This window comes from Nitratireductor sp. CH_MIT9313-5 (genome assembly GCF_037029545.1).
Lineage (GTDB): Bacteria > Pseudomonadota > Alphaproteobacteria > Rhizobiales > Rhizobiaceae > Chelativorans.
Window position 1 is genome coordinate 550,055 of the sequence record NZ_JAYMER010000010.1, and the last position, 14,768, is coordinate 564,822.

At 59.7% G+C, this 14,768-nt stretch carries 13 protein-coding genes and 1 tRNA gene; 7 read left to right on the forward strand and 7 right to left on the reverse strand.

The genetic code is table 11. From position 1 onward, the window contains the following. Positions 1-6 precede the first annotated feature (6 nt). Positions 7-297: a hypothetical protein gene (locus WA367_RS03935; protein ID WP_336055467.1), complete on the forward strand. Its 291-nt coding sequence runs from the start codon at positions 7-9 to the stop codon at positions 295-297. Positions 298-311: 14 nt separating this feature from the next. On the opposite strand, the gene WA367_RS03940 is transcribed toward WA367_RS03935, so the two are convergent. Together WA367_RS03940 and gluQRS are read right to left on the reverse strand one after the other, a co-directional pair. Beyond that, on the reverse strand, positions 312-1,022 hold the full coding sequence (locus WA367_RS03940) for a hypothetical protein (RefSeq protein WP_336055468.1): 711 nt from the start codon (positions 1,020-1,022) through the stop codon (positions 312-314). 46 nt (positions 1,023-1,068) lie between these two features. Continuing rightward, positions 1,069-1,956, reverse strand: coding sequence for a tRNA glutamyl-Q(34) synthetase GluQRS (gluQRS, locus tag WA367_RS03945; RefSeq protein WP_336055469.1), 888 nt, complete (start codon positions 1,954-1,956; stop codon positions 1,069-1,071). A gap of 79 nt (positions 1,957-2,035) precedes the next feature. Here gluQRS and WA367_RS03950 point away from each other — a divergent pair, with 79 nt between their 5' ends. Together WA367_RS03950 and WA367_RS03955 are read left to right on the forward strand one after the other, a co-directional pair. Continuing rightward, positions 2,036-2,689 carry a DNA-3-methyladenine glycosylase family protein gene (locus WA367_RS03950; RefSeq protein WP_336055470.1) on the forward strand — a complete coding sequence of 218 codons (654 nt, stop codon included), beginning with the start codon at positions 2,036-2,038 and terminating at the stop codon, positions 2,687-2,689. A gap of 134 nt (positions 2,690-2,823) precedes the next feature. Then, positions 2,824-3,381 (forward strand): HNH endonuclease, encoded by a 558-nt coding sequence (locus WA367_RS03955; RefSeq protein WP_336055471.1) that lies wholly within the window; start codon positions 2,824-2,826, stop codon positions 3,379-3,381. 10 nt (positions 3,382-3,391) lie between these two features. Here WA367_RS03955 and WA367_RS03960 read toward each other — a convergent pair whose 3' ends face one another. Together WA367_RS03960 and WA367_RS03965 are read right to left on the reverse strand one after the other, a co-directional pair. Then, positions 3,392-3,910 carry a disulfide bond formation protein B gene (locus tag WA367_RS03960; RefSeq protein WP_336055472.1) on the reverse strand — a complete coding sequence of 173 codons (519 nt, stop codon included), beginning with the start codon at positions 3,908-3,910 and terminating at the stop codon, positions 3,392-3,394. Between the two features lie 18 nt (positions 3,911-3,928). Beyond that, entirely contained in the window at positions 3,929-4,510 is a 582-nt protein-coding gene (locus WA367_RS03965; RefSeq protein WP_336055473.1) for a YqaA family protein, read from the reverse strand. 209 nt (positions 4,511-4,719) lie between these two features. On the opposite strand from WA367_RS03965, the gene WA367_RS03970 reads away from it, so the two are divergent. Together WA367_RS03970 and WA367_RS03975 are read left to right on the forward strand one after the other, a co-directional pair. After that, positions 4,720-4,804: transfer RNA gene (locus tag WA367_RS03970), tRNA-Leu, on the forward strand. Positions 4,805-4,941: 137 nt separating this feature from the next. Then, a complete protein-coding gene (locus tag WA367_RS03975; RefSeq protein WP_336055474.1) occupies positions 4,942-6,588 on the forward strand; it encodes an AMP-binding protein in 1,647 nt (548 codons plus the stop codon). 8 nt (positions 6,589-6,596) lie between these two features. Here the strand turns inward: WA367_RS03975 and WA367_RS03980 are convergent, their stop codons facing one another. The 3 genes from WA367_RS03980 to secA all read right to left on the reverse strand — a co-directional run bounded on the left by WA367_RS03980 (position 6,597) and on the right by secA (position 12,186). Next, positions 6,597-7,877, reverse strand: coding sequence for a GNAT family N-acetyltransferase (locus WA367_RS03980; RefSeq protein ID WP_336055475.1), 1,281 nt, complete (start codon positions 7,875-7,877; stop codon positions 6,597-6,599). Beyond that, positions 7,871-9,286, reverse strand: coding sequence for a lipopolysaccharide biosynthesis protein (locus WA367_RS03985; protein ID WP_336055476.1), 1,416 nt, complete (start codon positions 9,284-9,286; stop codon positions 7,871-7,873). The genes WA367_RS03980 and WA367_RS03985 overlap by 7 nt, the downstream gene beginning before the upstream one ends. A gap of 173 nt (positions 9,287-9,459) precedes the next feature. Next, positions 9,460-12,186: a preprotein translocase subunit SecA gene (gene secA / locus WA367_RS03990; RefSeq protein WP_336055528.1), complete on the reverse strand. Its 2,727-nt coding sequence runs from the start codon at positions 12,184-12,186 to the stop codon at positions 9,460-9,462. Positions 12,187-12,452: 266 nt separating this feature from the next. On the opposite strand from secA, the gene WA367_RS03995 reads away from it, so the two are divergent. Then, complete coding sequence (locus WA367_RS03995; protein WP_336055477.1) at positions 12,453-13,355, forward strand: peptidylprolyl isomerase; 903 nt, start codon at positions 12,453-12,455, stop codon at positions 13,353-13,355. A gap of 170 nt (positions 13,356-13,525) precedes the next feature. Then, positions 13,526-14,767 carry a bifunctional glutamate N-acetyltransferase/amino-acid acetyltransferase ArgJ gene (gene argJ / locus WA367_RS04000; protein ID WP_336055478.1) on the forward strand — a complete coding sequence of 414 codons (1,242 nt, stop codon included), beginning with the start codon at positions 13,526-13,528 and terminating at the stop codon, positions 14,765-14,767. Position 14,768 lies beyond the last annotated feature (1 nt).

Sequence of the window (14,768 nt, forward strand, 5' to 3'; positions counted from 1 at the left end):
TGATCAATGCTGATGAAACTGGATGCGTCCTGGCTGATGTTCGCGGTCGTGACCGTGCTTTTGCTGTCCTACATGCTTGCCATGGCTCTGGACGCTATACTGGGTCACGCGGCCTACGGGCCGGTTCCCAACGCAGTCATCATCACGGTCGGTTTCTTCGGAGCGATCTACTGGATGAACGAGCGCGGCGTGCGGATGGCCAATCTCTCCGAGTCGGTGATGACCGGACTGGTGGGAAGCTTCGCGCTGTTCTTCGTGTTGGTTGTGGTCAAGGCAATCGTAAACCGCGTCACCTGAAACAAGCCATAGCCTCAAAGTGCCGCAAGCAAGGTCCCGTAGAGCGCCAGACCGCCTGCGAAGGCTATGAAGCTGCTTTGGCGCTCCTCGGGCAGTTCCTCCTTCAAGACATTCAGGACCACACCGCCCGCAAGAAACGAGAATGTGGCGATCAGCCAGGTTTTGGGCAGTTCCACGAGCAGGCCCAGGGCCCAGCCCGAGAGCACAGCCAGAGCCAGAAGCCAGCGCCCTTTCCTGTCATAGAGTTCGCGGTGATGCTGATGCATGCCGAAGTCATTCGTGACGAAATGCAGCGCCATGGCGACGAAGTAGATGGCGAGCGACGCGATGCCCGCTTCTTCACGATGCAGCAGGAAATAGCCGATCAGCAGATTGTAGAGGGCGAAGGCACCAAGATGTATCCAGAATGCCTCGGTCTCCACCTGTGACGCGGAGCGCTTTGCCATTTGCACATATTGCTCGAGACCGTAGAAGACGGCCAGACCGCTCATGGCGAGAGCGTAGACGAGAATTTCGGAGGCATGCCCCTCTTCAGCCAGGGCGCGTTCGTGTTCCGCCAATTCGGGCAACAGGTGCATGAAGACATAGGCAACAGCAACGCCACCCGACAGGGAAAGCCAGCGGCTTCGGGGTACGGCTGACAGAAAGTTCAGTTTCGGCACCAGATAGTGCGTGGCACCAAAGGCCAGGGCGCAAGCAAGGGTGAGAAATGTAGCTTCCGTCATGTCTTGATAATTGCCATCGCGGCTTCCTGTTCCGCCCCGGAATGCCTCAGATCATCCGTTCCAACCCCACCATCCGGACAATGTCTGCCCGAGTGGCGCCGGCCTGGCGGAGGGCCTGCAGGCTTGTATCTCCTGCACTCTTCGACAATTTGCGTCCGTCATCGCCGAGTATCAGGTCGTGATGGTGGTACCGGGGAACAGGCAGGCCCATCAGTTCCTGGAGAAGGCGATGCACTGCTGTGGCATGAAAGAGATCGCGTCCGCGCACCACATGCGTGACACCCTGCAAGGCATCATCGACAACGACTGACAGATGATAGCTGGTCGGGGTTTCCTTGCGCGCGATAACGACATCACCCCATTGCGCCGGATTGGCACGGATCGTGCCGGTCTCACCGGCTGGACCAGCCCCCGTCTCTTCCCAGTGAATGGAAGTGCGAAGGTGATCAAGTGCTGCCTGCATATCCAGACGCCAGGCAAATGGCAGACCGTCGGCTAGCAGGGATTTGCGTTCTGAGACTGAACGCTCTCGGTCGAGTGGGGGAAACAGGGGCGCGCCATCGGGATCGCGTGGCCACTCCTCCCCCTCCTCCTCGCGGGCGCAAATGTAGCGGCGCACTTCGCCGCGGGTTAGGAAGGCGGGATAGACGATCTCGTCGTCTATCAGCCGGTCCAGGGCCTCCTGGTAATCGTCCCAGTGGTCGGATTGACGGCGATAGGGGGTCTCGTAGTCAATGCCGAGCCAATCCAGATCCGTCAATATGGCCGCTTCCAGTTCGGGCGTGCATCGCGTGGTATCTATGTCTTCCATGCGCAGGAGAAGGCGTCCGCCAATCTCTCCGGCCATGGCAATATTGAGAAGCGCGGAATAGGCATGGCCCAAATGCAACGCGCCGTTCGGACTGGGGGCGAAGCGGAAAACGGGTCTGGTCATCGCGGCTGAAAACGGGTTGGTGCGCTCATGAAGACGTTGCTAGGGTTTACGGCGGCGAAGCTCAAGCAGGGAATGTTCAGTGCCAATTCGTATTGAAACGCTGTCGGATGTTGCAACGGGGCTGGATGCGTTGGAGTTGCTTGATCCCAGATTGACGCGGGTTCGCCAACAGGCAGGTGAGGTGGATCTGCGCCGTCGCCCCGCCGGGTTTTCAAGTCTCGCCTCGATCATCGTTTCCCAACAGGTATCACTTGCCAGTGCCAGCGCGATCACGGGGCGGCTGTGCCTATTGATAGATCCGCTGGACCCGCAGGGAGTGCTTGAAGCCGGTGAACCCGTTCTGGTCGAGGCGGGTCTGTCACGCGCAAAACAAAAAGCGCTTCTGGCTCTGGCACAGGCCGCTGCTTCAGGTAAACTGGACCTTGAGGTGCTTTGCGATTGGGATGTGGAAGCAGCCACGACCGCGATCACTGCCCTGCCGGGGCTTGGCCCATGGTCGGCGCAGGTTTACCTGCTGTCCTGCGCCGGGCACGCGGATGTATTCCCTGCTGGAGATGTGGCGCTGCAGGTTGCCGTGCAAATGGCTTTCGATCTGCAGAAGCGTCCGACTGCGCTTGGACTTGCCGTCATGGCCGAATCATGGACGCCCTGGCGGTCCGTTGCCGCGCGACTGTTCTGGGCTTTTTATCGCGAGGTGAAGGGGCGTGAGGCGAAGCTTCCTGCCTTTACGTAAGAAAGCTGACGCAAAAGCTGTAAATCCGGCTGATTTGCCGGTTCATCTTGTTGAATAACTGCTTCACATTCCTGTCACTCACAGCTTACAGTATCTGCATCGATCGATCTGTCTTGCGAAGGAGCTTCGGGAACGTGACGGTCGCAGTCTCGCCAGACGGCATGCCCGCGCTGGTGCTCAATGCGGATTACAGGCCGCTTAGTTATTATCCCCTGTCACTATGGTCGTGGCAGGACGCTATTAAAGCCGTATTCCTCGACCGGGTGAACATTGTCGCGGAGTATGACCACCAGGTCTCATCGCCATCTTTCCAGATGCGCATACCAAGCGTTGTCAGCCTGAAGACCTATGTGAAGCCTTCGCGCTTTCCCGCCTTTACACGCTTCAACGTTTTCCTGCGGGACCGCTTCCAGTGCCAGTATTGCGGAACGCGGGAGGACCTCACCTTCGATCACGTGGTCCCGCGCCGGCTCGGTGGCGTGACGTCATGGGAAAATGTGGTCGCTGCCTGTTCGCCCTGCAACCTGAGAAAGGGTGGGGCCATGCCGTCCCAGGCAAAGATGTGGCCGCAGCAGAAGCCTTACCGCCCGACAGTGCAGGACCTGCACAACAATGGCCGATCCTTCCCGCCGAACTATCTGCACGAAAGCTGGATGGACTATCTCTACTGGGATGTCGAGCTGGAGCCCTGAGCCTGAACGGTCAGTTCTGGCGGGGTGCTGCGAAGGCGGCTTTCAGCGCTATGGTTGCGAGAATAGCGCTTGCAATCACATTCCAGCCGGCAAAAGACAGGCCGAGAAAGCGCCCGGCGGCAACATCACAGGATGGTGGAACGACGGCATTGAGCTGATCCAGAAGATTGTTGCCCTCTGCAGGCGCAAAGCCAACGCCGCAATCTGCAGGTCCTGGCCAGAAGGCCCATTCCACGCCCGCGTGATAGACTGCAAGGCCAAGCCCCCAGATCATCAATAGACCACCGGCAAGCAGGAGCATGCGCGTCACCATGCCGGGCAACTTCATTAGCGCGGCAACAAGCGCCAGCAGCATGACAGGTACGCCGATATAGTATGGAAGACGCTGCTCGAGGCACAATTTGCAGGGCAGGTAACCGCCGATATGTTGGAATCCGAGCGCAGTGCCGACAGTTGCCGCCATCGCGGCAGCTAAAAAGGCCGAAGCCAATGTCTGGGTCTTGCCGGCAGGTGCCTTGAGCATCGTCATGCGGTTTTCCTCGAGTGACTAGAATACGTAACGGATGGCCACGAAACCGCCGATCAGAAGTACCATGAAGGCGGTAAAAAGAAGGCCGAGATTCTTTTCAATGAAGATGCGGATGGGCGGTCCGAACTTGTAGAGAAGCCAGGCAACCAGGAAGAAGCGCAGGCCACGCCCGATAATCGAAACGATGATGAAGACTGGCAGGCTCAGGCCCGTCGCGCCTGAAAATATTGTCAGCACCTTGTAAGGGAATGGCGTGACAGCGGCGAAGAGAACGCCCCAGCCGCCCCACTCATTGTACCAGGCAGCGATCTTTTCGAAGGAATCTTCCTTGCCGTAGAAGGCCAGCACTGGCTCACCGATGGCTTCATAGAGAAAGGCGCCGATCAGATAGCCCAAAAGTGCGCCCGCAACCGAAGCGATCGTGCAAATCAACGCGTGGCGCAGCCACTTCGCGCGCTCGGAGAGCACCATCGGAATGAGCAGAACATCCGGTGGGATCGGAAAGACGGAGCTTTCGATAAAGGAGACGCTGGCGAGCGCCTTCTCTGCATGCCGTGTCGCTGCCAGCGACAGGGTGTAATCATAGAGTCTGCGTAGCATGAGCGGCTCTGATCTCCATCCATCCGGCCAAACCGGTTGCAAGGGCAATGCCCGATGCGGGCTGGCGATGCAAGTGGTGGCGGTGCCGCAGCGGCAAGGGCGGTTCGATATTGGGCGTGGAGCACATAAAAATGAAGCTCCGTCCGCGACACGTGGTTGACGCGGGCAGGCCTGCTCGTATAGTCCGCAGCGTCCGCCCTCGTGGCGCGGCCCCTGTGGCGGAATTGGTAGACGCGACCGACTCAAAATCGGTTTCCGCAAGGAGTGCTGGTTCGAGTCCGGCCAGGGGCACCAAGCTTCATTCTCCCACGAATAATCCCACAGCGCCTTTGCGCAGGCCGCATCTGCGGTCTGCTTTACGCTGCAATTGCTTGCGCCTAATCTTCGACTTCAGGTTTGGAGGAAGCCTGGAATCATTCGGGAGGCTGGTGATGCTTGAGCGGCGGGAGAGTTATGAGGCCCTCTATAGGGACTTCGCGTGGAAAATCCCGGAAAGGTTCAATATCGGCACGGCCATCAGCGACCGGTGGGCCGGGGAAGATCCCGAACGTATTGCGCTGTTTGATTACCAGCCGGATGGTGAGCCACAGACGCTCAGTTTCGGTGCTTTGGCTGAGCAGTCGAACCGCTTTGCCAATGTGCTGAGAGATATTGGTATCGCGCGCGGGGACCGGGTCGGCCTTTTGCTGGCGCAGGGCTTCGAGACTGTCATCGCCCATGCTGCCATCTACAAGCTTGGTGCCGTCGCCGTGCCACTTGCACTGCTATTCGGTGCTGATGCGCTTGAGCATCGGTTGCAGAGTTCGGGGGCGAAGCTTGTTGTTGCAACATTGGCAGGGGCGGAGAAGCTTGCGCCGCTGCGCGACGCTCTGCCCAAGCTTCAGCGGATCATCACGGTAAGCGAGGGGAACAGGCAGGCGAACGACTTCTATCAACTTATCGCCAAAGCCTCGTCCAATCTCGTTCCCGAAGACACCACGCCGGATGATCCGGCCCTTATGATCTTCACCTCCGGCACGACCGGCCCGCCTAAGGGCGCGCTTCATGGTCATCGGGTCCTTCTGGGGCATATCCCCGGCGTTCAGTACCATCACGATTTTCTTCCACAGGAAGGCGACCGGCTTTGGACGCCTGCCGATTGGGCATGGGCTGGCGGACTTTTGAACATCGTTTTGCCGGGGCTCTATTTCGGACTGCCGGTCGTAGCAGCCCGCCTTGGCCGTTTCGACCCGGAGGCTGCGTTGACGCTTTTGGAGCGCATGCAGGTGCGCAATGCCTTCATCCCGCCGACGGCCCTGCGGATGCTGAAGGCCGTGCCAAACATCTCCAGCCGCTTCAAGCTGTCACTTCGCAGCGTCGCTTCGGGTGGTGAGGCGCTGGGCCGGGAGACCTATGAGTGGGCGCGTAGGGAACTGGGTCTGACGATCAACGAATTCTACGGCCAGACCGAGTGCAATATCGTGCTTTCGTCCTGTGCAGCGCTCGGCGTAACACGTGCCGGAGCGATCGGGCGACCGGTGCCGGGTCACCGTGTGGGGATCATCGACGAAAACGGCAATGAGTTGCCTGTTGGAGAGGCCGGCGACATTGCCGTTAAACGCCCCGACCCGGTGATGTTTCTCGGTTACTGGAACAACGAGGATGCGACACGTCGCAAGTTCATCGGTGACTGGATGACGACCGGCGATCAGGGCATGTTCGATGAAGATGGTTATGTTCATTTCGTCGGACGCGATGACGATGTCATCACGTCTGCAGGTTACCGCATCGGACCGTCGGAGATCGAGGATTGTATTGCGGCGCATCCGGCGGTGTCTCTCGCCGTTGCCGTGGGCAAGCCAGATCTGCTGCGTACCGAGATTGTGAAAGCCTATATCGTCACCAACAAGGGGCATGCGCCTTCAGCCGAACTGGCCGAAGAGATCCGGCTATGGGTGCGCGAGCGGTTGTCGGCGCACGAATATCCCCGCGAGCTGGAATTCGTGGACGAAATCCCGCTGACCACCACCGGCAAGGTGATCCGCCGCACCTTCAGGGAAAGGGCGCGCAGGGAGGTCGAGGAAGCGCAGGCCGACTGACCGCCGACTCAGCTTCTTCGCAGCATGCGCCGCATGCGGTTTCGAAGGATGCGCAGCGTGTTCCGCGCCTCGCGGTGGAAACGTATATTGGTCGCCGCCTGATGTGCTGCCTTTTCCGTGCCCGGCACGAGGCCGATGACAAAGGTGCCGATGCTGCGTCGTTCGCTCCAAAGGCGGCTCATCACGGGGTGATCGGGAACGGCACATGAATCGGTTGCGATGATGTTCGGGTCATCGAGATGATTGCGCGTGACGTCGATCATCAGAAGCGTGCCGGGTGAGTAGCCAGCGTAGTTCTCGTCGTAAGCGGTTTTCCACGTATAGGCGATGCCGGACTCGATGAAGACGACGAGGCAAGCGATGGGCTGGTCGTCCAGCGTCAGCATGTGGATGCGGCAGAGGCCGCGCTCGGCAAGCCGGTCCACGGCCTCACGCGCGAAGGCGGCGCGGAAGCGGTCCACTGCCATGGCCGTGCGCTCACGGCCTTTCCATCCTGAAGCTTCCAGCGTGAGGAAGGCTTCGATACCTTCGCGGATTTCCTGTGGCTGGCGCGCGACGCGATATTCGAGCGTACCCTTTTCCTCGAGCCTGCGGCGAAGCCGGCGAAATTCGCGGAAATGGTGGGAGCGCAGGCTCTGGCGCAGATAGTCGTCGCCGTCGAGATTGCTTTCCAGAAACGGGCGCTCGACCTTGTTGGACATGACCAGCGGCAGGTTGCGCGCTTCGGCCACGCTGCGGAGCACGGCGGCAAATGGCCCGTCCAAGCGGGTTTCGGGCAGGACCAGAACTTTCGGCATGCCCAGATGAGGGCGAGCGAGCATGGAGATGAAATCATCCACCACGCCTGCGGGATCATCACAATCCACCAGCGGAGTTCCAAGTGGACCGAAGGGGTGCGACCAGGTTCGCATGATGGATGGGCCCACGCCCATCACGGGGCGTTCGACCGAAAACGGCACGAGGAGGCGCAGACGGCTCTTTATCTCGTTTCCATCGCGGATGACGGCGAGGCGCACTTCGCGATCCTCCAGGCGCGGCATGGCCGGTGCGAGGAAACGCGGATTGAAGAAAATGTTCGATTCGATGGCGCGTGCGGCAAGAAAATCGAGCTCTTCCACCAGGTCGAATCCCGCCGTGGCGGGGTAAATGGCCAGACGGCGTGCGGGTTTCTCATTCGCAGTCAGCTCCAGCTCTGCGCTCTCGCCGGTGGTGTCGAAGCCCGCGAAAGTGCCGATCATGGGGCCGGAGGCACTGCCGCCGGTTTCCTCGATAATGGGTTTGGCTACCATTTTTCCATTCCCCTGGTGCTTGAGCGGGCCCGCGACACATGCATGGCAAGGCCCAGCTTGCGGTGCACGGTGTAGGCAAGAAGAAGCGCTTCACACGTCATTGCGATGGAGGTGGCAATCGCCGCACCCCAAAGGCCGAGATGCGGGATCAGCAGCATGTTGAGCGTGACGTTGAGCGCGAGCATGAAGGCATAGATCGCGGCACAGGCATTTTGCTGGCCGCTCATTGTAAGCAGGCTTTCTGCAGGGCCGACGCTGGCGCGGGCGACGACGGCGGCCACTAGCAAAAGCAGGAGCGGATAGGCTTGTGTGAACTCCTCGCCGAACAACATCAGGATCGGCTGACCCAGCGCCAGCACGACAAGCCCCATGGCCAGCGAGGGCCAGAAGGTCCAGTTCACGCTTTGGCGCACGAAGGCGGAAAGTGCCTCACGGTCGCCGGCATGGATAAGCGTTGCAAAACGCTGCGCCACACCGGCCTTAACCGCGAAATAGACGAAATGGACGAGCGCCAGCGTCTTCACCGCAGCATAGTAGATGGCGACATCTGTCGGCTGCATGTAGCGGCCAACCATCAGCACATCGGCATTGGTCTGCAGGAAGAAGATGCTTTCGACGAGAAAGATCGGCAGGCTGACGGCCACCCAGTCTCTTAGCCGCAGTTTCTGGGGTGCGGTGATCTTCTCGGTGCGTTGCATGCGCATGCCTATTGCCTGCGCAATCGTGGTCAGCCAGGTGGCCAGAATGGCGGCAAGTACCGCGTTCTCGGCGTCCGGCTCATACCCCGCGATGTGAATGGCAAAGAGAAAAAGAAGCAGCAATACCGGGCGCAGCACATAGGTCGGGGCGAGCGCCAGAAGCGGCCAGGCATTAGCCCGTGCAATGCCCTGCAGTTGGTCGCCCAGCGCGATCATCGGCAGGCAAATGAGGCCGAGATAGAAGGGCAGGATGTAGTAGCGCTCGATCTGCGTTTCGAAGAGCCAGAGGCCGAGCCAGCCAATGGCCATGAAAGCCGTCGAGGACAGCAGGACGAAGATGCGGCTGGCATTCACCATGCCACGGAGCTCGCCCAGCATGTTCTTTGCCCGGTATTCGGGGATAAAGCGTATCACTGAGGTGTGAAAGCCGAGGCAGCTGATATTGCCAAGGATGATCACCGTCACCCAGACAAGAACGAAAATTCCGTATTCGAAGCCACCCATATAGCGCGCCAGAAGCACCTGGCTTGCGAAGGCGATGACCGCATTGATGATGCGTAGGCTGAAGGCAATGAGCGACATCCGGCCTGCCTGGCCGTTGCCATTGGCGGAGGCGAGCATGGCATCAAGACGTTGTGCGAACGGATGGGCGCGCGCAGCAAGCCGCTCCGGAAGGAAACGTTCAGCCGTTGTCGCTGCCGAAAAGCGCACCCACACCCCCGCAAATCCAATCGATACCACCTGCAGGTAGCAGACAGGATTTAAGAAACAGTTGGGTGCGTGGCTCCAAAAGCCGGCATGTGGCCGAAGCCCAGTGCCTCGTAACAAAGAAAAAGGGCGCGCCGACATGCGGCACGCCCTTGATCCAGCTTAGCAATGCAGCTTCAGGCGAATGCGCCGTGGCAGTGCTTGTATTTTTTACCGGAGCCGCAGGGGCAGGGCTCGTTGCGGGCCACCTTGCCCCAGGTTGAGGGATCGTTGGGATCGCGCTGTTCAGGGGCGACGACCTGCGTTTCGTTGCGCGCAAGTGTCATCGTGTCGCCACCAAAATCATCCTCGCCGGTGGTGGCGTCGATGTGGTGGCCTTCACCTTCCGGCGTCTGCGGCGGCGGTGCGTCGGCAGCCTCGCGAACGAGTTCGACGCGCATGAGCTGCTCGGTGACGGCGGTGCGCAGATTGGCGAGCATGGCCTGGAAAAGCTCGAAGGCTTCCGACTTGTACTCGTTCAGCGGATCACGCTGCGCGTAGCCGCGGAAGCCGACAACGGAGCGCAGATGGTCGAGATTGACCAGATGCTCGCGCCACAGGCCATCGAGCGTCTGCAGCAGGATCGACTTCTCGACATAGGTCATGATGTCGGGACCAAAGCGCTCCGCGCGGTCAGCCGCAGCCTTGTCGGCGGCCTCGGTGATGCGCTCGCGGATATCGTCTTCGGCAATGCCTTCCTCGGCAGCCCACTCGTCGACCGGCAGGTCGAGATTGAGCGATTGGCGAACCGCCTTTTTCAGACCTTCGACATCCCACTGCTCGGCATAGGCCTTTTCGGGGATATGCGTTGCCACGAGATCATCGATCACATCGTGGCGCATCTCGGTGACGGTTTCGGTGAGGTTTTCGCCGTCCATCAGTTCCAGACGCTGCTCGAAGACCACCTTGCGCTGGTCGTTCATCACGTCATCGAATTTCAGCAGGTTCTTGCGGATATCGAAGTTGCGCGCCTCGACCTTCTTCTGCGCCTTTTCGAGCGCCTTGTTGATCCAGGGATGAACGATTGCCTCGTCTTCCTTCAGACCAAGCTTCTGCAGCATTCCGTCCATGCGGTCGGAGCCGAAGATGCGCATCAGGTCATCCTGCAGCGACAGGTAGAACTTGGAGCGGCCCGGATCACCCTGGCGGCCAGAACGGCCACGCAGCTGGTTGTCGATGCGGCGGCTTTCATGACGCTCGGTCGCCAGAACATAAAGGCCACCCGCGGCCTTTGCCTGTTCCTTCAACCGCTGAACGTCTTCGCGGATTGCCTTTTCCTTCGCATCACGCTCGGGGCCAGCGGGCATATCGCCCAGCTCTTCCTCGATGCGCATGTCCGGATTGCCACCAAGCTGGATGTCGGTACCGCGACCGGCCATGTTGGTGGCGATGGTGACAGCACCAGGCTTGCCGGCCTGTGCAACGATCTGCGCCTCGCGCTCGTGGTGGCGCGCATTGAGAACCTGAAAGTCCTGGATGCCTTCCTTGCGCAGATGCTCGGCAAGAAGTTCAGACTTCTCAATTGAGGTGGTGCCGACGAGAACCGGCTGGCCTTTTGCCTGCGCTTCCTTGATGTCGCGAACGATGGCGCGGTACTTCTCCGTCACCGTGCGATAGACTTCGTCATCCTCGTCGATACGCTGGATCGGAAGATTGGTCGGGATCTCGGCGACATCGAGACCATAGATGTTGCCAAACTCTTCCGCTTCCGTGGAAGCCGTTCCGGTCATGCCGGCCAGCTTGTCATACATGCGGAAATAGTTCTGGAAGGTGATTGAGGCCAGCGTCTGGTTTTCGGGCTGGATAGACACGCCTTCCTTGGCTTCAAGAGCCTGGTGCAGACCTTCCGAATAGCGGCGGCCGGGCATCATACGTCCGGTGAACTCATCGATGATGACGAGTTCGTCGTTGCGCACGATGTAATCCTTGTCACGCTGGAACAGCTTGTGGGCCTTCAGCGCGTTGTTGAGGTGGTGCACGACCGCGACATTCTCGACGTCGTAGAGCGCCTCACCTTTGAAAAGGTCCGCCTCGCGCAGCATGTCCTCGACCTTTTCCGTGCCCTGCTCGGTAAAGGTGGCGGTGCGCTGCTTCTCGTCGATCTCATAGTCCTCATCGCTCAGAAGCGGGATGAAGCTGTCGATCTTGGCGTAGAGCTCCGAGCGATCGTCCAGAGGGCCAGAGATGATGAGCGGGGTTCGCGCTTCGTCGATCAGAATCGAGTCGACCTCGTCCACGATTGCGAATGCATGGCCGCGCTGCACCATCTGTGCGCGCTCATATTTCATGTTGTCGCGCAGGTAGTCGAAGCCGAGTTCGTTGTTGGTGGCGTATGTGATGTCGCAAGCGTAAGCGGCACGGCGCTCTTCATCGGACATTCCATGCACAATGATACCAGTGCTCAGCCCGAGGAAGCCATAGAGCTTGCCCATCCATTCCGCGTCACGACGCGCAAGGTAGTCGTTGACGGTAACGACATGGACACCGTTGCCGGGCAGCGCATTCAGATAGACAGGAAGGGTGGCGACGAGGGTCTTGCCTTCACCGGTCTTCATTTCCGAGATTGAACCCTCGTGAAGAACCATGCCGCCGATGAGCTGCACGTCGAAAGGGCGCATCCCAAGCGCACGCCGGGCGGCCTCGCGCACCACGGCGAATGCAGGAACGAGCAGATCGTCCAGCTTCTTCCCGTTGGCGAGTTGCTCGCGAAACTCGGCGGTCTTGCCTCTCAGCGCCTCGTCGGAAAGCGCTTCCATTTCCTTCTCCAGATCGCCGATAGCAGCGACCTGTGGACGAAGCCTTTTGATGCGGCGATCATTGGAAGAGCCAAAAATCTTGCGGGCAAGGCCGCCGACACTGACCATCATATGGTCCTTTCAATTCTCGATAGACCGGCAGAATGCCGGCCGGATCCGCCAGAAATACGCCCGAACAGCAAGGCCTACGAATAGGGTTGACCCGGAATTGTCTTCTGGACGCAAAGTTGTTGGAGAGATAAGAGGGGCATTCCGCGATGTCAACGTCGCGCAAGGGGCTTGGCGGCCCGCAAACTTCCGCCATATATGCATGGTTTCAGACTGTTCAGAGCCAATACGAACAGGCCACCAGTCACACTTTCCGGGAGTAGTTCATGTTTCTTTCCACCCACCGCAGCCTTGTCACGCGCGCAGCCGTTGTGGCGCTGGCCGCTAGCCTTTTCGCAGGTTCGGCCGTTGCGCAGGACGACAAGGTGGTGGCGACGCTGAATGGCGAAGAGATCACCGAAGCCGATATTGCGATGGCGCAGCAGGAGCTCGGCCAGCAGTTCGCCCAGCTTCCCGAAGATCAGCGCCGCGCTGCAGCGCTTTCAGCCATCATCGACGTGCGCGTCTTCGCCAATGCGGCAGAAGAGCAGGGTCTGGACGAGGATGAGGAATTCAAGAGCCGAATGGAATTCCTGCGCCAGCGTGCGCTTCACAGTGCCTATATCGAAAACACAGTGATGAATGAAATCACTGATGAGGCCGTTCGTGCACGCTACGACAAGCAGATCTCCGAGATGAAGCCCGTCGAAGAGGTTCGTGCACGCCACATCCTGGTCGAAACCGAGGAAGAGGCAAAGGAAATCATCAAGCAGCTTGATGACGGCGGCGACTTTGCGGAAATCGCCAAGGAGAAGTCGAAGGATGGCGCCGCTGCCGAAGGCGGTGACCTCGGCTACTTCACCAAGGGCCGCATGGTTCCGGAGTTCGAGGAAGCTGCATTCGGTCTTGAGGCCGGCAGCTATTCGAAAGAGCCGATCAAGACCCAGTTCGGCTTCCACGTGATCAAGGTGGAAGACAAGCGCAACCAACAGCCGCCGGCATTCGAGCAGGTGCAGAACCAGTTCCGTTCGGTTGTCTTCCGCGATCTTTATGTCGAACAGCTTGCCAAGCTGCGCGGCGACGCCAATGTCGAGATCGAGGACGAGGCACTCAAGGGGCAGGTCGATACGCTTCTGCGTCAGCAGCTTGGGCAGGCCGAGCCGGAAGCTGAAGGCGAGAAGGCCGAATAGGAACTTTACCTTCCGAAAGTTGAAACCGCCGGCCTGGACCGGCGGTTTTCTTTTGTCTGCACCTGTAGCGGATCTTGCCGCGGCCACTGTTCCGCCTTGCTTTGAACTTGCGTGCAGGCGCGCAATCAGGCACACGAAACGCCAGTTTCAAAAGCCTTCTGGATCAGCTCATGTCTGACGCAATCTCTCCGCTCGCGCCCAAATCCTATCCGGAAATGCCGGCAGTCGATGGTGTGCGTATCGCTACCGCAGAGGCGGGAATCAAATACAAGGGCCGCAAGGACCTTCTCATGATGGTTTTTGATGCGGGCACGGCGGCTGCAGGCGTCTTCACGCGCTCGAAGTGCCCTTCCGCACCGGTCGAGTTCTGCCGGCAAAATCTTGCAGGCGGCAAGGCGCGGGCTCTCGTGGTGAACTCCGGCAATGCCAACGCCTTTACCGGTTCCAAAGGCCGTCAGGCGACTGAGGCCACGGCAAAGGCTGCTGCGAAAGCGGTCGGGGCAGATATGGGCGAGATATTCCTCGCCTCGACCGGTGTGATCGGTGAGCCGCTTGACGCCAGCCGGTTTACTCACTTGCTAGACTCCATGGCGAAGAATGCTGCGTCCACGGGATGGGATGACGCTGCGCGCGCCATCATGACGACCGACACTTTCCCGAAAATGCTGACGGCACACGTGCGCTTTGGGGAAGGCGAGGTGATCCTGAACGGAATTGCCAAGGGCGCGGGGATGATCGCGCCGGACATGGCAACAATGCTCTCCTTCGTGGCAACCGATGCGCCCATCGCGTCGCATGTCCTGCAAGACCTGCTGTCAAAGGCGACGGCAGGCTCGTTCAATTCGGTCACGGTGGACAGCGACACCTCCACCAGCGACAGCCTGATGCTCTTCGCCACCGGCAAGGCGGCTGACAAAGGTGCGCCGCGCGTTGAAGATGTGAAGGACCCGGTGCTGGTGCCTTTCCGGCGCGCACTCAACAAGATGCTCAAGGAACTCGCTCTCCAGATCGTGCGCGATGGTGAAGGTGCGCGCAAACAGGTCGAGGTGACGGTGACTGGTGCGAAATCGTCTCGCTCTGCCAAGCGTGTGGCGCTGGCGATCGCGAATTCGCCATTGGTCAAGACAGCCGTGGCCGGTGAGGATGCCAATTGGGGCCGTGTCGTGATGGCCGTGGGCAAGGCTGGCGAACCCGCCGACCGCGATCTCCTCTCCATCTGGTTCGGAGAGATACGCGTGGCGCATAATGGCGAGCGTGATCCCGATTACTCCGAAGAGGAGACCTCGGCCTATATGAAGCAGGACGAGGTCGTCATCCGCGCCGATCTCGGTATCGGGCGCGGCAAGGCGACGGTTTGGACTTGCGATCTGACCAAGGAATATGTCGCCATCAATGGCGATTACAGGAGCTGAC

What these genes read in the sequence shown, in the direction of transcription:
- WA367_RS03940 (WP_336055468.1), bottom strand. Translation starts at nt 1,022, where the DNA reads ATGACGGAAGCTACATTTCTCACCCTTGCTTGCGCCCTGGCCTTTGGT.
- WA367_RS03960 (WP_336055472.1), bottom strand. Translation starts at nt 3,910, where the DNA reads ATGACGATGCTCAAGGCACCTGCCGGCAAGACCCAGACATTGGCTTCG.
- WA367_RS03980 (WP_336055475.1), bottom strand. Translation starts at nt 7,877, where the DNA reads ATGGTAGCCAAACCCATTATCGAGGAAACCGGCGGCAGTGCCTCCGGC.
- WA367_RS03935 (WP_336055467.1), top strand. Translation starts at nt 7, where the DNA reads ATGCTGATGAAACTGGATGCGTCCTGGCTGATGTTCGCGGTCGTGACC.
- WA367_RS03975 (WP_336055474.1), top strand. Translation starts at nt 4,942, where the DNA reads ATGCTTGAGCGGCGGGAGAGTTATGAGGCCCTCTATAGGGACTTCGCG.
- WA367_RS03965 (WP_336055473.1), bottom strand. Translation starts at nt 4,510, where the DNA reads ATGCTACGCAGACTCTATGATTACACCCTGTCGCTGGCAGCGACACGG.
- WA367_RS03995 (WP_336055477.1), top strand. Translation starts at nt 12,453, where the DNA reads ATGTTTCTTTCCACCCACCGCAGCCTTGTCACGCGCGCAGCCGTTGTG.
- gluQRS (WP_336055469.1), bottom strand. Translation starts at nt 1,956, where the DNA reads ATGACCAGACCCGTTTTCCGCTTCGCCCCCAGTCCGAACGGCGCGTTG.
- argJ (WP_336055478.1), top strand. Translation starts at nt 13,526, where the DNA reads ATGTCTGACGCAATCTCTCCGCTCGCGCCCAAATCCTATCCGGAAATG.
- secA (WP_336055528.1), bottom strand. Translation starts at nt 12,186, where the DNA reads ATGGTCAGTGTCGGCGGCCTTGCCCGCAAGATTTTTGGCTCTTCCAAT.